The sequence below is a fragment of the Corallococcus exiguus genome (genome assembly GCF_009909105.1).
In the GTDB taxonomy this organism is placed as follows: Bacteria; Myxococcota; Myxococcia; order Myxococcales; family Myxococcaceae; genus Corallococcus; species Corallococcus exiguus.
In genome coordinates, this window is the sequence record NZ_JAAAPK010000007.1 from 192,718 (window position 1) to 210,963 (window position 18,246).

Here is an 18,246-nt window from a genome sequence, read left to right on the forward strand (position 1 = left end):
CAACGGATGCATTTTTTGTCAATTCGACCCGACGGAGTCTGGCGCACTCGACCCGATCCGCAGCAGCGCCCGGCGAGCGAGGAAGCGGGAGACGTTCCACTCCGGCACCGAGTCCTGCTGGGACAGCCGCTCCCGGTGCTCCCTCAACACGGTTTCCAGACGCCACTGGTCCCCATTCTGGAGAGTGGAGGCCGCCTGGACCAGCCCGGGCACGGCGTCCGCGGACAGGTCGAAGAACATCTCGGTGTCCAGCGAACCGCCGGTGCGTGCGGACCGCTCCAGGTTGTGACGGACGATGAAGGCCTCCGGGTTGAGGAAGTTGAGCACGAGGACCGACCCCAGGGCCGTGGCGAACGCGCCCACCGCGAAGCGCTCCGGCTTCCACCACAGCGTCACCGCGCGCCAGGCCAGCGCCGCGCCCAGCGCCATCATGAAGACGTGCGTGTGCACGCGCAGCAGCGTGTAGCCGAACGCGTCCTCGTACAGCGACAGACGGCGCATCGCCGAGGAGAGGATGATCAGCGTCAGCACCACCATCAACGACGTGCTCGCGCGGAAGACCGTCTGCGCCACGCGCGTCTCGCGCCGCGTCCAGCGCGTCAGGGCCATCACCAGCGCCAGCGTCAGCGAGGCGACGACCACCAGCTCGAAGAAGCCGCGCCGCGCGTACTCCGCGAAGGTGTAGCCGGCCGCGGGTGACGACGCGTCGCCGACGAACAGGTACGCCACCTGGAAGGCCGCGAAGACGAAGAACAGCGCGTTCACGGCGAAGATGAGCGTGAGCGCCTCGATGAGCCCCAGGCGGGGCGTGGCGGACGACAGCTCCGCGTCCCCCAGCTCCTTCGTGGCGCGGCGGCGCAGCGCATGCCCCAGCACGCCCGCCGCGACGCTCGCGCCGAACGCCACGCCGAGGCCGCGCGACATCAGCGTGCCCAGGTCCATGTCGAACGACAGGAGCCGCTGCATGGTGGAGGAGAAGATGCCGTCCGCGGACTCCAGCAGCAGCCCGAACACGAACAGCACCGGCAGCGCCAGCAGCAGGCCTCGCGTCAGCGCCCCCAACAGGCGTGAGTGGGTCTTGAGCCCGCGCAGGTCCACGCTTTCCCGGACGAGCACCGGCGGGTAGAGCAGGCTCTGCGCGGCGGAGCCGAAGAAGACGACGATGTAGTCGGTGAGCCCCAGCCGCTCCACGCGGCCCGCGGCCCAGAAGTGCGACAGCATCATCAGGAGCACGGCCGCGGTCATCACGTTGAGCGGCAGGAGCCAGGAGCTGTCCCGCACCGCCACGAAGACGCTGACCATCCCCAGCGGCGCCAGCAGCCACGCATTGGGCCGCGCGCGCTGCCAGCCTTCGCGTCCGCCCAGCCACGCGAGCGCGCCCACCAGGACCGCCACCAGCAACGGGAAGCCCAGGCCCCAACGCGCCCTTTCGAGCAGGACCTCCGCGAGCACACCCACGGTCAGCGACGCCGCCAGCGTCCGGCGAGGGGCGCGCACCCAGGGCAGCAGCGGCCGGGCCGGGGCCGCGACGGAGGGAGCGGGAGAAGGAGGAAGCGGAGACAGGGGAACGGACGGGTTCATGGCGGCGGCACCTCGCGGGCGCGTCGGCACCCGGAACAACGCCAGGATGCTCACGCCCGGCGGCACGGCTGGGGACCTCGGGGGCGAGCGGTCGCGGAGCCACGCCGAACGGCGCTGGCCCTCCCGTGGCCGGTCGGCACGGCCCGGGCCTGGAGCGGCGGGCCATCCCCACCCGGGGTCCGCATCACAGGGACCAGGAGTCCGCGCCCTGGACGAAGATGCGAGCCGCGCCGCGTCGACGGACACTCCGGACCGGTCCGCGCGGCGTCCGGGAAGGCCCGATGTTAGGTTGCCGCCCCGATGTCACCCCCGCCGCGGCGCCCCTTCCGCTTCCGTCCCCGCTCGACCCTGGCCCTGTGGGGCCTGGTGCTCGCCTTCGCGGGCTGTGACGGCTCTTCCCAAAACCTGCCGGTTCCAGACGCGGGAGCCTGCGTCCAGGGCAACTGCCCGCAGCCCGACAGCGGAACGCCGGTGGATCCGTCCGGCACCCGCGTGCGCATCGCGGCGTTCAACGTGCACCGCCTCTTCGACACCGTCTGCGACACGGGCTCCTGCGGCGGCACCAACTACGAGGAGCTGCCCACGCCGGAGCAGTTCGAGGCGCAGGTGGGCCAGCTCGGCCCGGCCATCACCGCGCTCAACGCGGACATCGTGATGCTGGAAGAGGTCGAAACGCAGAACTCGCTGGATGGGCTGCTGACGAAGGTCCCGCAGTTCCCCCACTCGCACCTCGGGGAGACCTACACCAAGGCCTCCGTGGACGTGGCGGTCCTCTCGCGCCACGCCATCACGGAAGTGCGCAGCCACCGGAGCCAATACATCTACAGGCCAGATGGTTCCGCCACCCGCTTCTCGCGCGACCTGCTCGAGGTCCACGTGGACGTGGACGGCACGCGGGTCATCGTCTTCGCGGCGCACTTCCGCTCCAAGGTGGACGACGATCCGGGCCGCCGCATGGCGGAGGCCAATGCCGCGCGGGAGATCCTCCTCGCATCGGCGAAGGAGTTCCCTGACGCGATGATCGTGCTCGGCGGAGACCTCAACGACATCCCCGGCTCGGAGCCCATCAACGCCCTGGACCAGGCCCTGCTGCGCGTCGCGAAGGACCGGCCGGACAACGAGACCTGGACGTATTTCTATTCCGGCAGGGGCCAGGCCATCGACCACCTCTACCTCGCGCCCAACGGGGGCGGCGTCTACGTGCCGGGCTCCTTCCGTGTGGCCCGCGAGCCCACCGGGGGCTACGGCGGCTCCGACCACGGCGCGGTGTACGCGGACTTCGCGCTCACCCCTCCCTGAAGCGCGGGACGGCGAGCCCCGCACACTCCCCCGCCCTGTCAGCGCGGTGCCTGTGGACCACCGCACGCGGAAGGCCTCGCATTGACGGAGCAATGACAGCCAGGGAGGAACCGGGCTCGGCGGCCGATTTCCCGCCCGGCCCCCCTCCCTACCTTCCATGCCATGAAAGCAAGCTCATGGCGCATGCGTGCGACACGCCACCCCCGGGCGCTCTGGCATCCCGTCCTGGAGGGCAGGCAATGATTGAGGTGCGCACCTTCGAAGGCGACGCCTCCGAGGCGTCCTGGTTCCTCAACCGCGTCTGGCAATCCACCTACGGCAAGACAGCCCCGCTCCCCGTCTGGGACTCGCGCTTCTGCGACTGGCGGCTGTTCCGCGGCGGTCAGGCGCCACGCGACTACCTGCTGGCGGCGTACGAGGGGAAGACGTTGGTGGGCACCCTCTTCGCGGAGCCCGCGAGGCTGCGCCTGGGACGCGTGGAAGTGGACGGCAGCTATGGACTGCGGGCCACCGTCACGAACTCCCATCGAGGACAGGGCATTGGCGCGAAGCTCGCGCACGAACTGCTCCGGCGGCACCAGGACCGGGCGGCGCGGCTCACCCTGGGCTTCACGACCACGGAGCCCCGTCCGCCCGGCTTCTGGCGGCGCACGTGGAACACGCGCCTCTTCGGGGGCCTGGGGATGTGGATGTATGCCTTTGATGCGCGAGCGCTCGCCCGCTGGTCCTTCACGGACAACGAGCGGAGGCTGTTCACGCTGGCGCATCCCTTCCTGCGGCACCGCTTCCGGGAGGCGGACCGTCAGGACATCCGCCCCTACCAGCCGGCGGACCTGAACCGCTGCACGGCGCTGGTCCACGACATGCTGCGCCCGGTGACGCTGGGCTACACGTACACGACCGAGCAGCTGGCGGCCCAGCTCCAGTACCGCGACGTGCCCCGGACCTTCGTGCTGGAGCAGGACGGCGAGGTGCGCGGGTTGGTGAGTGCGCACAGCCTGTTGATGACAGGCGTGGGAGAGCTCACCGCGGAGGTGGTGGACCTGATGGCCTTCCACGCCTCCGTGTCCACCGAGGACCGGCAGCGGCTGCTCCAGGTGGCCATGCAGGACATGGAGCGCCGGGGCGTGGCATTCGCGGGCATGTTGCGCGGACCCGGCACTTCCGCGTGTCTGTTGTTGCGCTCGGGCTGGGTGCCGATGCCCCGCCGCGCGAAGGTGACGTGCCTGATGCCCACCTGCGACCTGGACCTGCCCGCGAATCCGTGCGTCTTCACGCACCTGCGCTGACGCGCGAGCCCTGCACCTTGCGGAACAGCCACACGGCGAAGCTGGCCACGGTCCGCACGCCCCGGCCCGCGCAGACGCACAGCGCGGGGATGACGAGCAGCAGGTACTGCGGCCACTTGGTGTTCCAAAGCAGCAGGAACACCAGGCCCACGACGGCGGCCACCGCCCACACGGGCCGCTCGCGCCACGTCCGGGGCAGGCCCAGCACCGCCAGCGGCAGCAGCGCCCGTGCGTTGAAGTGCGTGAGGTAGATGCCCGGGTCGGAGCCTGACAGCCACGTGTCCGTGAGGAACACGAGCGGCTGGTACCAGGGCAGCGCGGCGCGGCGCACGTGCTCGTTGTGGGAGTAGTTCCAGTGGAAGGTGATGGACTCCCACAGCGACGCGAACGGAGACGCCCACAGGGCCGGGTTCGCCAGGATGAACACCGCCGCCGTGGACACGACGATGGCGGCCCACGGGCGCCACCGCGTGCGCGCGCCCGATATCAGGAACGGAAGGAACGTGAGCCCGCCCACCAGTCCATACGGATACTTCCCCGCCGCCGCGAGCCCCAGCAGTGCACCGGACACCGCCGTCCATCCCGGCGCGAAGCCCATTCGCCGGGCGCGCTCGAACGCGAGCAGCGCGAGCACCGCGAGCAGCCCCGGCACCGCCTCCAGGTACGCCTGGGACGTGTACTTCGTGTGGTACGGGTCCCACGCGAGCAGGAGCGCGCCCAACGGGTCCACGAGGGCGACGAGCCCCACCTGGAGCACCCCGGCCACCGCGGACAGGCCTCGCGTCACGTTGAACGAGGGGCGAGCTGCGTCCGGGATGGGCCGGCCCATGGGGACGTCCCGCCAGTCCGGCTCCGGAGCGTCCGTCACGCGCACGGCTTCGGCGAAGAGCAGCTTCACCAGCGGCGGGTGTTCGAAGTTCTCCCGGAGCGCGCCGATGTCGCCCCAGCGGCCTTCGTCCAGCATCCCGGCATAGGTGAAGGCGATGGGCAGGTAGACCGCCTCGTCGAAGTCCTGGCCCAGCCGTTCGACTGCTCGGGAGCGCTGCCAGACGGCGACCACGATGGCGACGAGTGCGACGAGTGCGACGAGGAGGGCCAGCAGGCGCGTGCGGGACACGCGCGCACGGATATCACGAACGTGCGGCCCGCCGAGCAGCCGGGGCATGGCCCTGGTGACGCGCGGCCCGACGCCCCAGCTTTGGAGCATGAGAATCGCTCGCATCCTCACCGTTGCCGCCCTGCTCGCGGGCGGATCCGCCATGGCGAAGAAGAACGACACCGTGGAGCTGCGGACGCCCCGGACGACCGTGCGTGCGAACGTCGACGCGCAGGGCCTCCAGGGTCCGGACCTGAAGCTCCAGCTGTCGGACAACGCGCTGAAGGGCCAGGCCTTCCAGCGCCCCGTGGACCTGAAGCTGTCGGAGCGGCGCATCGAGGGCACGGTGGGAGAGAAACCCGTGGACCTCACCGTGGCCGAGCGTCCGGACGTGGTGGAGATGATGGGCACCTTCGCGGGCGAGCCCTCATCGCTGACGCTCAGCCCGGACGCGCTGATGGGGTCGGTGGGGCCGTGCGGCTACAACCTCATCATCGAGCGGGACCGCAAGCACTACCGGGGCACGCGCGCCTGCGGCGACCTGCGTGAGAACGACGTGTTCGTCTCCATCCCGAAGTCCCTGGAGCGGGAGTCCGCGACCGGGCGCATGGCGGCGCTGAGCGTGCTGCTCGCCCATCCGTGAGCACGGCGATGGTGCGCGGGGCGCGGGTGTAGTGAAGTCCACGCCGTGTCCACCCTTCCCTCCGGCGTCGCGCCCGAGCGCACCATCGGGCCCTTCCAACTGCTGGCCCTGGGCGTCAACGGCATCGTGGGCGTCGGCATCTTCTTCGCACCCGCGGAGGTCGCTGCGCAGGCGCCCGGTCTGGGCGCGGTATGGGCCTTCGCGCTGACGGGGCTGGCGCTGGTGCCGGTGGCGTTCGCGTTCGCGGTGCTCGGCCGGCGGTTCGACTCGGATGGCGGGCCCGTGGTGTTCGCGAGGGCGGCGTTCGGCGAACGCGTGTCGTTCCTCGTCGGCTGGGTGGCCTACGTCAGCGCCTTCCTGAGCACGTCCGCGGTGATGGCGGGCCTGGCGCGAGCGGTGGCGCCATCGGTGGGCCTGGGCGGGCCCATGGGCGAGCGGCTGCTGGCCTCCGCGCTGGTGACGGGCCTGGCGGCGCTGGTGGCGTCGGGCATTCGAGTATCGGCGCGGACCTGGACGGCGCTCACGGTGCTGAAGCTCGTGCCGCTGGCGGTGCTGCTGGGTGCGTTCTTCTTCCTGCCTGACAGGGATGTGCCGCCACCGCTGCCCGCCACGGGAGCGTCCTGGCTGAAGGCGGGCCTGACGGTGATGTTCGCCTACCAGGGCTTCGAAATCGTCCCGGTCATCGCGGGACAGGTGCGCGCGTCCGAGCGCACGGTGCCCATGGCGACGGTGGGCTCGCTGCTGCTGGCGATGCTGCTGTACGTGGGGCTCGTGTGGGCGTGCGTCGCGGCGCTGCCGGCTCTGGCGAGTGCGTCCGCGCCCCTGGCGCAGGCGGCGGGGGTGTGGGGCGGCGCGGGGCTGGAGCGGCTGGTGGGGGCGGGCACGAGCGTGTCCGCGCTGGGCATCTGCGTGGGGATGATGGTGACGACGCCGCGCTACCTGTCCGCGCTGGCCTCCGGGGAGCATTCGCTGTTCGGGCTGGAGCGCATGTCGGCGTCGGGCGTGCCCGTGCGGGCGCTGGCGGTGACGTGGGCGCTGGTGCTGGGGTTCGTGAACCTGGGGGACTTGTCGGAGCTCTTCGCGCTCTCCGCCATCGCGGTGCTGATGCAATTCGGTGTCACGGCGGCGGCGCTCGCGGTGCTGTCGCTGCGGCGGGAGCGGAACCTGCGGCCGGTGCACGCGCTGCTGGCGGTGCCCACGCTGGTGCTGGGGCTGACGCTGGTGGCCTTCGGCGCGAGCGCGCGGGAGGCGGCGGTGGCGTCAGTAGCGGTGCTCGCGGGCCTGGCATTGATGCGCCTATCGCGGCCGAGGGAGCCAGCGCCCGTCCGCCTGCCCTGACGCCTTCGCACGTCAGGAGAGCGGGCAGGCCTTGGGACAACCCGGCACGTTGTGTTGCGAAGGAGGGATCGGGCCGGGAGACTCGCGAGGCGATGCTCGGGTATCAGGCGAATGCGCAGTGGCGGGACATGTCTGACTTCGTGGTGCATTTCACGAAGCCCGGGCCCCCGTACCACGACGCATACCAGAACATGATGAGCATCCTGGGAGCGCGCACGCTCATCCCGGGCGCGGAGGGGTTTGGCATCGCGCGGCGGGAGGCGGTGGTGGCGGACCGGCACCGCTCGGTGTGCTTCAGCGAGATTCCGTTGGATCAACTCGCGAGGCTGGTGCAGCGCCGGAGTCTGTACGGCATCGCCTTCCGGAAGAGCTTCATCCTGTCGCAGGGCGGAGGCCCTGTCTGGTACGTGCAATACGGATCCCCGGCGCACCTGGCAATGAAGCACCAGTTGGACCAGGCCCTGGCGGCGAAGGAGCCCCAGAAGGAGCCCGTGTGGGCGGTGACGCCCTTCGTGGACATCCAGGGCGACGCGCACAACGCGCCCTACAGCTACCGCTTCGACTGGGAGCGGGAGTGGCGCGTCCCAGGCCTCATGCGCTTCACGGAGTACGACGTGGCGGCGCTCTTCCTGCCAGAAGAGGTCCACACCGTGGCGAGGGACTTCTTCGCCTGGGCCGTGCGCGAACGCGCGGGTCCGGGCTACTTCTGCCCGGTGTTGGATCCGGGATGGAAGGCGGAGCAGATCATGGAGGCGCTGGCGAAGCACACGCAGGCGCCGGTCGCGACGGAGCGCAAGAGCGCGCCGGGGTGACAACTCCTAATGAGCTACTAATTCCGCGGGAAATTGGTAGTTCCTCACCGTTCCTGCTCAACGCGGAGCCGGAAGTCGTCCTCAGCGGCCTGGCGCAGCGAATGGGGAATGGCGGGCTTGCCCATGACCGTGCGCACCCAGGCCTCCTTCATCTGTCGCGCGCAGCGCGCCGGCGGCATCCGTCCCACGGCAGTGCCCAGGCCCGGGCAGAGCATCGACCGGATGGGGGTCTTCGCCGTGTCCCAGGTCTCGCAGATGAAGCTGAAGCGCAGGCGTCATGGTGGGCCGCATTTTACTCCCGGGTGAAGCGGGTGCCCGACACGGGCTTCACCTTGCCTCGCAGGACGGCCACCGCCAGCGCGCGCGTATCCTCGTAGGAGGGCTCGCCGTCGAAGAAGGCGAAGGTCAGGTGTGAGTTGTCGCTTTCGTAGGCATCGAAGTGGAACAGTCGCTCCTTGGAGCCGGGCGGTCGCGAGGAGTTGGTGAACGCATACGAGCCCAGGCTCAGTCGCCACTCGTGGGACGTGCCATCCGGCCGCGCCGTCTCCATATGGAAGACGTAGCGGACGGCCCAGTCACCTTCGAGCTTGAAGTACTCGGCCACCATCACCTTCTCGGTGCCCTCCTGGAACTGCTCCCGGACGAAGAAGGGGCTGTCCACCTTGCCCTCGTCGTTGAGCTTCAGCAGCCTCGCGCGCGCGGCGTCGCGCTCTGGAAACTGCTTCAAAGCGGCATGCTCCTGCACCAGCTTCGCGAGCGTGCGCCAGTCCTCGGGCATGCCCAGGGCGGCGGACTGGAAGTGCGCCAGGGCCCGCGGATGATCCCCTTGGTTCTGGAACGCCTGCCCGATGTTGTACTGGGTCATCGGATCGCGTGGTTCCTCGGGCGTGGTCTTCACCAGCCATTGGAGCGCCTCCGCGTCCTTGCCCTGATCCAGGAGCATCAGGCCGAGATGCCCCGCTGCCAGGGCGCTGTCCGGCTCCACCGCCAGCGCCTGCATGAGCGCACTTCGGGCCTTGTCCGGGTCCTCCGACATCAAGGTCTCGCCCAGCACGGCATGGTACTTCGCCGTCCGGGGCGCCAGCTCCGTCGCGCGGGTCAGCTCCGCGATGGCCCCCCGCACATCGCCGGCGGTTCGGAGGTAGTGCGCCTTGAGATAGTGGTACTCCGCGACATCTGGCGCCAGTGACAGGGCCCGGTCGAACTCCCGCCCCGCCTCCGCGTCACGGATCAGGTAGTAATACACACGCCCCAACAGGTAATGCAGGTGCGCGTCCGCCGGGTCCTTCTGGACGGCGGGCTCCAGTTCCTGTTGGACCCGGACGAAGCCCTCTTGCTGGGCGGGCCCCGCGGGCGAAAACCGGATCGCATCCAGCTGTTTCTCCCACTCCGCCGCGGTAGGCGTCCGGGCCACCTGGACGGCATCGGGAGCGACGGGCGCGGCGGTCCTGCACGCCACGCTCAAGGTCAACAACGCCAGACACACAAGGCTTCGGGGCATGCGAGCAATCTCTCATGCCCCTCCCAGCCTCCTTCATCACGGTTCCATCATGAGACAATCACCGCACGCGTTCGATGCGGTGCTTGCGGCCCTTGATGCGGCCTTCGCTCAGCCGCTGGAACGCGACCTTCACCACGCGCTTGGAGACGGCGACGAAGGCGTGATGGTCGTGGATTTCAATCTTGCCCACGTCCTCCGCCTTCAACCCGCCCGCCTCGCCCGTGAGCGCGCCCAGGATGTCTCCGGGCCGCATCTTGTCCTTGCGCCCCGCGGAGATGGACAGCGTCTCCCAGCCGGAGATGAGCGACACGCCCGGCACGTTCTCCGGCACCAGCGCGTCCACGTCCCCCTTCTCCAGCTTCACGCCCGTCGTACCTTCGATGTCCTCCACCTTGCGGCTGTCCGAGCGCGTCACCAACGACAGCGCCAGCCCGCGACGGCCCGCGCGCCCCGTGCGGCCGATGCGATGCACGTACGCCTCCGGCTGCTGCGGCAATTCGTAGTTCACCACCGCGTCCAGCGCCTCCACGTCGATGCCCCGGCCCGCCACGTCCGTGGCCACCAGCACGCGCGTACTGTGATTGCGGAACTTCGCCATCACCCGGTCCCGGTCGAACTGCTCCAGGTCGCCCTGCAATCCGTCCGCGCTCACGCCCGCCTGCACCAGCGCTCGCGTCAACTCCACCACCACCGCCTTGAAGTTGCAGAACACGATGGCGGAGGCCGGCTGGTGCTGGCGAAGGAGCCGCAACAGCAACGTCTGCTTCTCCTCCGGCGTGCACGCGTACCCCACCTGCTGGATGTCCGGCGCGGCCTCCTCCTGCGCCAGCGACACCCGCACGGGGTCCTTCTGGAACGCGCGGCTCAGCTTCTCGATGTCGTCCGGGAACGTCGCGGAGAAGAGCACCGTCTGCCGCTTCGAGGGCGTCGCGCCGAGCACCCGCTCCATGTCCTCCCGGAAGCCCATGTCCAGCATCCGGTCCGCTTCATCCAGCACCACCGTGGCCAGGTGCCGTGTGTCCAGCACCTCGCGGTCCAGCAGGTCAATGATGCGCCCGGGTGTCCCCACGCCGATGTGCGCGCCCTTCTCCAGCGCCTCCACCTGCGGCCGGATGGGCTGCCCGCCCGCGAGCGCCAGCACCTGCACCCCCGGCATGCGTCGCGCGAGCCTGCGAATCTCTCCCGCCACCTGCGCGCACAGCTCGCGCGTGGGGCAGAGCACCAGCGCCTGGAGCCGCCGGTCCTGCGTGAGCTTCACCTTCTGCAGGATGGGCAGCGCGAACGCCGCCGTCTTCCCGCTGCCCGTGCGCGCCTGGCCCACCAGGTCCTTTCCCTGCAACAGCACCGGGATGCTCTGTGCCTGGATGGGGGTGGCGGTCTTGAACTCCAGCTCCTCCAGCACCTGGAGCAGCGGGGGCGACAGCGAGAGCGCGGAGAATTCCATCGGAGCCTCGGGGGACGGAGGCACGGGGCGCCTCGGGAGATCGCGCCCTTGTACCAGCCTTCCCACGCCGGACAAGCCCGGCGCCCCCCTACCCCGCCCAGCCCGCCACCTCGCTCGCCGTCGCCTGGGCCAGCTTCGCCGCGGCCGCCGGGTCCACGCGCGCCGTGACGAGCACCCCGATGACCGCGCCCAGGAGCAGCTCCACCCGGCGCGCCACCGTCTTGCGCGGCAACACGCCCGCCCGGGCCGCGCCCTCCAGGGCCCGCGTCAGGTGGCCTCGCAGGAGCGCCCGGTAGTCCTCCACGGCCTGCTTTGCCTCCGCGTCATGCGGGCCCAGCTCCGTGGCCGTGTTCACCAGCAGGCAGCCCCGCCGGGTCAGCGCTGGCGGCGCGGTGGCCATGGTCGCCGCGAGCGACTCGAAGTACTCCGTCACCTGCTCGAGCCCCGGCGCGTCCTTCGCGAAGACACCCAGCCGGGGCCCGATGACCTCCTGGAGGTACAGCGCGATGGTCCGCGCGAACAGCCCGCGCTTGCTGTCGAACGTCTGGTACAGGCTGGAGCGGTTCAGCCCCGTCGCGGCCTCCAGGTCCGACAGCGACGTCGCCTCGTAGCCGCGCGACCAGAACACTCCCAACGCCGCCCGCACCGCCTCTGTCTCGTCGAACGACCGCGTCCGCGCCACGTCACCCTCCTTGACAATTCTGAACTGACCGTTTCAATATGAATTCGGAACTGACTGGTTCAGAATATCCCAACCCCGGAGGGGGAGTCATCATGTCGCCACTGGCACAGGTCTTCGCGGTCATCGCCGCGCTCATCCACGTGTTGTTCTTCGTGATGGAGAGCATCGTCTTCTCGCAGCCGAAGGTGTGGAAGCGCTTCGGGCTGAAGTCGCAGGCGGACGCGGACGTGGTGAAGCCGATGGCGCTCAACCAGGGTTTCTACAACCTGTTCCTCGCCGTGGGCGTGCTGGCGGGCGTGGCGCTGGTGCACTCGGGCGCGGTGGCGTCGGGCGTGGCGGCGGTGGTGTTCGGCTGCGGGTGCATGCTGGCGGCGGCGGTGGTGCTGGTGAGCAGCAACCGGAAGTTCCTCCTGGCCAGCCTCGTCCAGGGCGCGCTGCCGGCGCTGGCCATCTCGATCGTCGTCTTCTGAGACGGTGCCCGCTCAGGGCGTGACGGTCTCGAAGACTTCGGCGTCTGGCAGGGTGAGGACGGCCCGGCCCGCTTCGCCCAGCTTCTCGCGCGGGACGTCCCGGAAGCGCTGCACGAAGCTGGCGGACGGGCGGAGCGTAAGGGACTGGCCGGTGTCGCGGTTGCGGAACGTGGTCGCGACATCCTCCGGCGAGGGTGTGGTCTCCAGCGACAGGTTGAGCTTGCCCAGGCTGGCGCCGGTGGCCGCCGCCGCGCCGTCCGCGACGCAGGTGTATTGGACCTTCGCCGGGCTGTGATGGACGACCTCCAGCTTGAAGCTGCCCCGGGGCAGGCTCAGCTGCTGGAGCGCGTAATCGCCCATCCGGTAGCCCGCGACCGCCCACGGCCCCGCACCACCATGCACCAGCGCCACCCGCTCCAATGCACCCGGTTCGGCGGACAGGGTCGCAGTGGGCTTCGCGCCCGCGCAGCCCAGGGTGAGGCCCAGCGTGACGGTGAGCAGAAAGTGGCGGCGCAGGGTCATGGGTGGCTCCGGAGAAAGACAGGCGAGGCGTTCTACCCGCAAGCGGCGAGCCATGGCGACACATGGCTCCGGCCATACCGTCTGCTCAGAGCGCGTAGCCGACCATCAGTGACGCGGAGGCCCTGGGCACCAGCGCCGTGCCTGAGTCCCGCTTCGCCATGACGCCTCCGGCGGAGGCGCTCAGCAGCATCGACAGGCGGCTTCGCACGTCCAGCCGCACGCCCCCGGTGACGAGCCCCAGCGGCTCCAGCCCGAAGCGCGCATCTTCGTCCGGGATGCGCGACTGGAAGACGGCCAGTGCCCCGGCCTCCAGCGCGCCGCTGAACGTCCAGGCTCCGAGCTTCCAGTGCGGCCCCGCGCCCAGCCTCAACTCCAGCTCCGTCTGCTGAAAGGACACCCTGCTGCCCGTCCCCCTCCGCACCGCGAGCCCCAGGCCGGATGTGTCCACACCGGAGAACAGCCGCCCTTCGCGCACCAGGCGCACGTCCAGGCCCGCGAGCGACGACAGGCCCGACACGATGCCCGACGTCAGCGATGGCCCTACCGCGACCAGCAGCGCCGACCCCGCGCCACCCTTTCGCGCGAGCCTCATCCTCGCGGCCTGCTCCAGGGGCTCGCCACCCACCGACACGGTTCCGTCGAGCGGCACCCTCACCGACCGCTCCAGGTATCCGTCCTCTGCTCGCAGCAGCAGCCGGTAGGCGCCGGGCGCCACGGCCAGCGTCGTGGGGCCCTCGCCCTTCTCCAGCTCCGCCACCAGCGCGCCACTCTCCGATGCCATGACCAGCCAGCGGCCCGGGGCCTTCACGTCGAGCGTCAGCCGGCCTCGCGCGCGCTGGGGCTCGGAGAGGATCAACTCTCCGCGGCCGCTCAGGTCCATGCGGAACGTGGGGCGTTGCATGCCTCCCGGTGAGACGAGCGTGGATTCCAGCGTCCTCGCGTAGGCGTAGCGGTAGGCCTCCTCCAGCGTGACGCGACCATCTCGCGAAGCATCGGCCGCTCCGCGCAGGCCCACCGCCAGGTGGTGCGTGAAGAAGGAGCCCTGCAACGCGTCCGACTCCTGCGCGTACTCATCCGCGCCAGACGCGCTGATGACGACCCGGCCCTCCAGGTCCGAGGCCTCCATCGTAATGGGCGCCGCCACAGGCTTCAGGCCCTTCAATCGCGTGGCGACACCGGAGCGGCACGAGTCCAGGATGAGCAACCCCACGCCCACCGGCGCACCCTTGAGGAAGTCCACCAGCTCGCGCATCGGCAGCTCGGTGCCGCGCAGGTGCAGGCTGCCATCTCCCGCGTGCGACGACACGTAGAGCAGGAGCCAATCCCTCGGCGAGGCTTCCACGGCCAGCCGCGCCCGGAAGAGCGCCAGGGCTTCGCGCAGCTTCGCGGCATCCGTGCCCAGCAGCGTCATCGTGCGCTCTGGCGACACGGTGCCCACTTCCTGGAGCACCTCGCGCATCCGCTGCGCGTCCGTCTCCGCGAAGCGCAGCCGCTCCTCGTTGGCCAGGCCCTGGTTCTCTCCCACGACCAGCGCCCAGCGGCGAGGCACCTCCTCGGCGGTGCTTCGGAGCGGGCCCAGCACCGTGAGCAGCACCGCGAACACCCGAACGCCCAGGCCCACCGCGCGGCTCACGGCACGACCCTCAGCAGCGTGCGCGCCTGCGCCTTCCCGATGGCATCCGGCGTCGCCACCTCCAGCGGGCCCTGCCCCTTCCCGCGTGCCTCCGCGACGCGCGCCGTGAGCGCCTCGCGCGCCTGAGCCACGTCCAGCGGCGCATCCGAGAAGAACGCATGCAACGCCACCGACCCCGGCGTCACTTCCAACGCGGGGGACAACCGGACCTCCGCCCCTGGCTCCACCGTGCCGCTCGTCTGCCCATCCCTCGGCCAGAGCGGATCCACCGCGCCCGCTTCATCCACCGCGAGCACCAGCACGTTCCGGTACGGCCCCGTGCCCACCGCCAGCGTCACCTGCTCGCCGGGCTTCGCGTCCTGCACCGGAGTGCCCTGCACGGACAGCAGCCGCAGCGCCACGGTCCCCTTCAGTCGCACGCCGTCTTCCGCGCCTCGCGGCACGTAGACGACCATCGCGAGCCCCACCGCCAGCGCGGTCACCAGCGGCACGCCCCAGCTCCACCAGGGACTCGCGGACCGGGCGCGCTTCTCCTCCAGCCTCGCCAGCACCGCCTTCGCGCGGGGCTGGGCCAGGCTCGACGCTCGCGCCTGCCGCATCCGCTCGGCGATCATCCCGCATGCCGGGCAGGCGGCCACGTGCCGCTCCACGCGCCCCGAGGCATCCAGCCCCGACAGCCACTCGTCCAACTCCAGCCGTGTCAGGTGCTCAGCCACGCTCCGCCTCCAACGCTTCCGGCAGCCGCCCCAGCTCCGCCGCCTTCTTCCGGATGGAGTCCAGGTCGCGGACGATGGTCTTTCGCGACACGTCCAGCATCCCGGCGATCTCCTCCTGGGTCAGCCCGTCGAAGAAGTGCAGCGTGGCCACTTCCAGCTCGCGCTCGCCCATCCGCCCCACGAGGTGCCGGATGAAGTCCGCGGCCTCCCACTGGCTGGGCGTGAGCGCCGCGGCCTCCGGCGCCTCCAGGAGCACCGGCTCCCGCAGCTGACGCGAGCGCAGCGCGTTGAGACACAGGTTGGTGGTGACGCGGTACACGTACGTCATGGGACGGGCCTCCCGTCGGAACCGCGCGCCAGCCGTCAACATGCGCTCGAAGACCTCCTGGACGATGTCCCAGGCATCGGCATCGCGTCCCAGCAGCGCGAGCGCGCGACGGTGCACCACGGGCGCGAAGCGCTCGTAGAGCTCCCTGAGCTCCTCCGCACCGAGCCCGCTCGCCATCCGATGGGTCCGACCTTCCTTTTCGTCCTTGAGACACCCGGCCCCGGCGGCCTGGGACATCGCATCGCATCGGCGATGGGCTGTGGGATACTAGTCGTACCCCGGCGGCATGTCCCAGGCCGGCCGCACCGGGTGTCCCAAGCGCCGTGAAACGACTCGCCATCGCCATCCTCGTCGCGCTCCTGGGCGCCTGCTTCGACCCGCTCTACGAGGACCCCGACGAACTGGGCGAGGAGTCCTGGGCCGTCTGCTGCGTCCGCAACCAGGTGGACACCTGTCTTTGCGAGGACCTCAACGGCTGTGAGATCCGCTTCCAGGCCTGCTCGGCTGGCACCTGCACGCCGTCGCTCCGGGACAGCTGCGAGACCCTCCACGGCAGCCAGGACGGCGGCACGAGCTTCGACGGAGGCGCCGGCGTCGACGCGGGCGTCAGCACCGACGCGGGCACCGGAATCGAAGACGGCGGCGTCAGCACCGACGCGGGCACCAGCACCGACGCAGGCACCAGCACCGACGCTGGCACCAGCACCGACGCGGGCACGCCGCCGGTGTCCTACGCGCCGTGCTGCGACCCACTCACCCGCCGCGTCACCACCTGCCGCTGCGAGGCCACGGGCTGCTCCAGCGCGTCCTTCACGCCCTGCGCGTCCGGCCGCTGCGCACCCAACGGGGAGTCATGCGGATAAGGTCTCCCGCGGAATGAAGGGCACCTTCCATTCGCTGCGCGGCTACAACTACCGGACGTGGGCAGCCGGGGCGCTCGTGTCCAACGTGGGCACGTGGATGCAGCGCACCGCCCAGGACTGGCTCGTCCTCACGCAGCTCACCCACAACAACGCCACGGCCGTGGGCGTGGTCATGGCGCTCCAGTTCGCGCCGCCGCTGTTGTTCCTTCCCCTGACGGGCTTCGCGGCGGATCACTTCGACCGGCGCAAGCTCCTGTTCGCCACGCAGGCGGCCCTGGGCGCGCTGGCGCTGGGCCTGGGGCTGCTCACGCTCTCCGGACACATCCGGCTGTGGCACGTGAACGTGTTCGCGTTCCTCCTGGGGTGCGTCACCGCGTTCGATGCCCCCGCGCGCCAGACGTTCGTATCGGAGCTGGTGGGCGAGGAGGACCTCGCCAACGCCGTGGCGCTCAACTCCACCTCGTTCCACGCCGCGCGCATGCTCGGTCCTGCCATCGCGGGGCTGCTCATCTCCGCAGTGGGCTCCGGGTGGATGTTCGTCCTCAACGCGGCCTCGTTCGGCGCGGTGCTCTGCTCGCTGAGCCTGCTTCGCGTGAATGAGTTGCACGTGAGGGACCGGGCGCTCCACACACGAGGGGGCCTGCTGGAAGGCTTCGTCTACGTCGGGAAGCGGCCCGACTTGGTGGCGGTGCTGACCATGTTCTTCCTGATTGGCACCTTCGGCCTCAACTTCCCCATCTTCATCTCCACCATGGCCGTGCGCGTCTTCGGTCAGGGCGCCAGCGGCTACGGGCTCCTCACGTCCATCATGGCCATCGGCTCAGTGACGGGCGCGCTGCTCTCCGCCCGGCGCGCGCAGCCTCGCATCGGACTGCTGGTGACGGGGGCCGCGGTCTTCGGAGCGGGGCTCACGCTCGCGGCGCTGATGCCCGTCTACGCCCTCTTCGCCGTCACGCTCGTCGTCATTGGCGTGTCCGCGCAGACCTTCACCACCACCGCGAACAGCCTGGTGCAGCTGTCCACCGACCCGTCCATGCGCGGGCGCGTGCTCGCCATCCTCCTGGCCATCGCGCTGGGCGGCACGCCGCTGGGGGCCCCCATCGTCGGGTGGGTCGCGGACACGTTCGGTCCCCGCCAGGCGTTGGGCGTGGGCGCCGCTGCGGGCTTCGTCGCGGCGCTCATCGGACTGCGCTACCGCGCGAAGGCGGCGGCTACTTCTTCTCCAGGATGACGGCGTAGAACTCGATGCCCACGCCCTGCCGGTCCTCCTCGGTGATGTAGTCGTCCGGCAATCCCAGGAATCGGCTCACGGTCTGCACGCCACCGGGGCCCGGCGTCCACGGCTTGCACAGCTCCAGGTACTCCGGCAGGGAGAACAGCTCGAAGCTCTCCCCCATCTTCTGGAACATGCCCACGAACTGCTCCCACTGGGGCGTCGTCTTCGCGGGGTCCTTCGTCTCGAACGTGGTGAAGAGCCGGGAGCCCGGCGCGGCCCAGTCGTAGAGGTCTCGGAAGAACCTCTGGTTCTCCTCCGCCTTGAGGAACACGGTGATGCCGTTGGCGCCCAGGGCCACCTTGCGCTCGCCGCCCAGGAAGTCGCGCACGTCCGGGCGCTCCAGGAAGGACTTCGCCTGGCGGATGTCGCACTCCAGGTAGCGCACGCGCGGCTCGTTCCCCAACAGCACGCGCGCCTGCGCCATCGTCAGCGGATTGATGTCCGAGTACAGCACCTTCACGTCCGGCGGCAGCACGCCGTGCACATGGTCGTTGGTGGGCAGGCCGGACGCGAAGTCCACCCAGTGCGTGAAGCCCTCCGCGGACAGCCGCTTCGCCGCGCCCTGGAGGCATGCGCGCAGCATCCGCACCCACTTCCGCGTGGAGGGCAGCAGCGAAAACATGTACTCCGCCGCCTGCCGGTCCGCGTCGAAGTTGTGACTGCCGCCCAGCGTGTAGTCGTAGATGCGTGCCGCGTCGGGAACCTGGGGATTCACGCCCGGCACGCGGGCCAGCTCGTTCACATCCATGGTCG

18 protein-coding genes are annotated in these 18,246 nt (G+C 70.4%); 8 read left to right on the forward strand and 10 right to left on the reverse strand.

Going from position 1 to position 18,246, the window contains the following annotated elements:
- Positions 1-18: 18 nt before the first annotated feature.
- Complete coding sequence (locus tag GTZ93_RS25280; protein WP_139919407.1) at positions 19-1,581, reverse strand: DUF4153 domain-containing protein; 1,563 nt, start codon at positions 1,579-1,581, stop codon at positions 19-21.
- 300 nt (positions 1,582-1,881) lie between these two features.
- Between GTZ93_RS25280 and GTZ93_RS25285 the strand changes: the two genes are divergently transcribed.
- On the forward strand, positions 1,882-2,880 hold the full coding sequence (locus GTZ93_RS25285; protein WP_139919406.1) for an endonuclease/exonuclease/phosphatase family protein: 999 nt from the start codon (positions 1,882-1,884) through the stop codon (positions 2,878-2,880).
- A gap of 239 nt (positions 2,881-3,119) precedes the next feature.
- A complete protein-coding gene (locus GTZ93_RS25290) occupies positions 3,120-4,169 on the forward strand; it encodes a GNAT family N-acetyltransferase (RefSeq protein WP_139919405.1) in 1,050 nt (349 codons plus the stop codon).
- Here the strand turns inward: GTZ93_RS25290 and GTZ93_RS25295 are convergent.
- Positions 4,153-5,376, reverse strand: coding sequence for a hypothetical protein (locus tag GTZ93_RS25295; RefSeq protein ID WP_139919404.1), 1,224 nt, complete (start codon positions 5,374-5,376; stop codon positions 4,153-4,155). The genes GTZ93_RS25290 and GTZ93_RS25295 overlap by 17 nt on opposite strands.
- Here GTZ93_RS25295 and GTZ93_RS25300 point away from each other — a divergent pair.
- The 3 genes from GTZ93_RS25300 (at position 5,375) to GTZ93_RS25310 (ending at position 8,058) form a co-directional block, all read left to right on the forward strand.
- The gene (locus GTZ93_RS25300) at positions 5,375-5,908 is read left to right on the forward strand and encodes a hypothetical protein (protein ID WP_139919403.1); all 534 of its coding nucleotides are present in this window, start codon (positions 5,375-5,377) and stop codon (positions 5,906-5,908) included. The two genes, GTZ93_RS25295 and GTZ93_RS25300, sit on opposite strands and share 2 nt — an antisense overlap.
- 84 nt (positions 5,909-5,992) lie before the next feature.
- The gene (locus GTZ93_RS25305) at positions 5,993-7,246 is read left to right on the forward strand and encodes an APC family permease (RefSeq protein WP_161663071.1); all 1,254 of its coding nucleotides are present in this window, start codon (positions 5,993-5,995) and stop codon (positions 7,244-7,246) included.
- A 128-nt stretch (positions 7,247-7,374) separates the two neighbouring features.
- On the forward strand, positions 7,375-8,058 hold the full coding sequence (locus tag GTZ93_RS25310) for an abortive infection system antitoxin AbiGi family protein (protein ID WP_257979551.1): 684 nt from the start codon (positions 7,375-7,377) through the stop codon (positions 8,056-8,058).
- Positions 8,059-8,350: 292 nt separating this feature from the next.
- Here GTZ93_RS25310 and GTZ93_RS25315 read toward each other — a convergent pair whose 3' ends face one another.
- The 3 genes from GTZ93_RS25315 to GTZ93_RS25325 form a co-directional block, all read right to left on the reverse strand.
- A complete protein-coding gene (locus GTZ93_RS25315) occupies positions 8,351-9,559 on the reverse strand; it encodes a tetratricopeptide repeat protein (protein WP_139923743.1) in 1,209 nt (402 codons plus the stop codon).
- Between the two features lie 58 nt (positions 9,560-9,617).
- Positions 9,618-11,003, reverse strand: coding sequence for an ATP-dependent RNA helicase DbpA (gene dbpA, locus GTZ93_RS25320; RefSeq protein WP_139923741.1), 1,386 nt, complete (start codon positions 11,001-11,003; stop codon positions 9,618-9,620).
- An 88-nt stretch (positions 11,004-11,091) separates the two neighbouring features.
- A complete protein-coding gene (locus GTZ93_RS25325) occupies positions 11,092-11,685 on the reverse strand; it encodes a TetR/AcrR family transcriptional regulator (RefSeq protein WP_161663043.1) in 594 nt (197 codons plus the stop codon).
- A gap of 92 nt (positions 11,686-11,777) precedes the next feature.
- On the opposite strand from GTZ93_RS25325, the gene GTZ93_RS25330 reads away from it, so the two are divergent.
- Complete coding sequence (locus GTZ93_RS25330; RefSeq protein ID WP_139915934.1) at positions 11,778-12,155, forward strand: DUF1304 domain-containing protein; 378 nt, start codon at positions 11,778-11,780, stop codon at positions 12,153-12,155.
- A gap of 12 nt (positions 12,156-12,167) precedes the next feature.
- On the opposite strand, the gene GTZ93_RS25335 is transcribed toward GTZ93_RS25330, so the two are convergent.
- The 4 genes from GTZ93_RS25335 to GTZ93_RS25350 all read right to left on the reverse strand — a co-directional run bounded on the left by GTZ93_RS25335 (position 12,168) and on the right by GTZ93_RS25350 (position 15,531).
- Positions 12,168-12,677: an FmdE family protein gene (locus GTZ93_RS25335; RefSeq protein ID WP_139915935.1), complete on the reverse strand. Its 510-nt coding sequence runs from the start codon at positions 12,675-12,677 to the stop codon at positions 12,168-12,170.
- Positions 12,678-12,762: 85 nt separating this feature from the next.
- Positions 12,763-14,310, reverse strand: coding sequence for a caspase family protein (locus GTZ93_RS25340; RefSeq protein WP_161663044.1), 1,548 nt, complete (start codon positions 14,308-14,310; stop codon positions 12,763-12,765).
- Positions 14,307-15,026, reverse strand: coding sequence for a hypothetical protein (locus GTZ93_RS25345; protein ID WP_161663045.1), 720 nt, complete (start codon positions 15,024-15,026; stop codon positions 14,307-14,309). The genes GTZ93_RS25340 and GTZ93_RS25345 overlap by 4 nt, the downstream gene beginning before the upstream one ends.
- On the reverse strand, positions 15,019-15,531 hold the full coding sequence (locus GTZ93_RS25350) for a sigma-70 family RNA polymerase sigma factor (RefSeq protein ID WP_120576415.1): 513 nt from the start codon (positions 15,529-15,531) through the stop codon (positions 15,019-15,021). Before GTZ93_RS25350 ends, GTZ93_RS25345 begins: the two co-directional genes overlap by 8 nt.
- A gap of 146 nt (positions 15,532-15,677) precedes the next feature.
- On the opposite strand from GTZ93_RS25350, the gene GTZ93_RS25355 reads away from it, so the two are divergent.
- A complete protein-coding gene (locus GTZ93_RS25355; RefSeq protein ID WP_139915937.1) occupies positions 15,678-16,217 on the forward strand; it encodes a hypothetical protein in 540 nt (179 codons plus the stop codon).
- Positions 16,218-16,230: 13 nt separating this feature from the next.
- On the forward strand, positions 16,231-17,448 hold the full coding sequence (locus tag GTZ93_RS25360) for an MFS transporter (RefSeq protein WP_139915938.1): 1,218 nt from the start codon (positions 16,231-16,233) through the stop codon (positions 17,446-17,448).
- Here the strand turns inward: GTZ93_RS25360 and GTZ93_RS25365 are convergent.
- Complete coding sequence (locus GTZ93_RS25365; protein WP_139915939.1) at positions 17,429-18,241, reverse strand: SAM-dependent methyltransferase; 813 nt, start codon at positions 18,239-18,241, stop codon at positions 17,429-17,431. The two genes, GTZ93_RS25360 and GTZ93_RS25365, sit on opposite strands and share 20 nt — an antisense overlap.
- Positions 18,242-18,246: the final 5 nt, after the last annotated feature.

Bases quoted from the DNA above. Each gene is read 5' to 3' on its own strand.
- GTZ93_RS25280 (WP_139919407.1), bottom strand. From the start codon at position 1,581: ATGAACCCGTCCGTTCCCCTGTCTCCGCTTCCTCCTTCTCCCGCTCCC.
- GTZ93_RS25285 (WP_139919406.1), top strand. From the start codon at position 1,882: ATGTCACCCCCGCCGCGGCGCCCCTTCCGCTTCCGTCCCCGCTCGACC.
- GTZ93_RS25290 (WP_139919405.1), top strand. From the start codon at position 3,120: ATGATTGAGGTGCGCACCTTCGAAGGCGACGCCTCCGAGGCGTCCTGG.
- GTZ93_RS25300 (WP_139919403.1), top strand. From the start codon at position 5,375: ATGAGAATCGCTCGCATCCTCACCGTTGCCGCCCTGCTCGCGGGCGGA.
- GTZ93_RS25295 (WP_139919404.1), bottom strand. From the start codon at position 5,376: ATGCTCCAAAGCTGGGGCGTCGGGCCGCGCGTCACCAGGGCCATGCCC.
- GTZ93_RS25310 (WP_257979551.1), top strand. From the start codon at position 7,375: ATGTCTGACTTCGTGGTGCATTTCACGAAGCCCGGGCCCCCGTACCAC.
- GTZ93_RS25315 (WP_139923743.1), bottom strand. From the start codon at position 9,559: ATGCCCCGAAGCCTTGTGTGTCTGGCGTTGTTGACCTTGAGCGTGGCG.
- dbpA (WP_139923741.1), bottom strand. From the start codon at position 11,003: ATGGAATTCTCCGCGCTCTCGCTGTCGCCCCCGCTGCTCCAGGTGCTG.
- GTZ93_RS25330 (WP_139915934.1), top strand. From the start codon at position 11,778: ATGTCGCCACTGGCACAGGTCTTCGCGGTCATCGCCGCGCTCATCCAC.
- GTZ93_RS25335 (WP_139915935.1), bottom strand. From the start codon at position 12,677: ATGACCCTGCGCCGCCACTTTCTGCTCACCGTCACGCTGGGCCTCACC.
- GTZ93_RS25350 (WP_120576415.1), bottom strand. From the start codon at position 15,531: ATGGCGAGCGGGCTCGGTGCGGAGGAGCTCAGGGAGCTCTACGAGCGC.
- GTZ93_RS25360 (WP_139915938.1), top strand. From the start codon at position 16,231: ATGAAGGGCACCTTCCATTCGCTGCGCGGCTACAACTACCGGACGTGG.
- GTZ93_RS25365 (WP_139915939.1), bottom strand. From the start codon at position 18,241: ATGGATGTGAACGAGCTGGCCCGCGTGCCGGGCGTGAATCCCCAGGTT.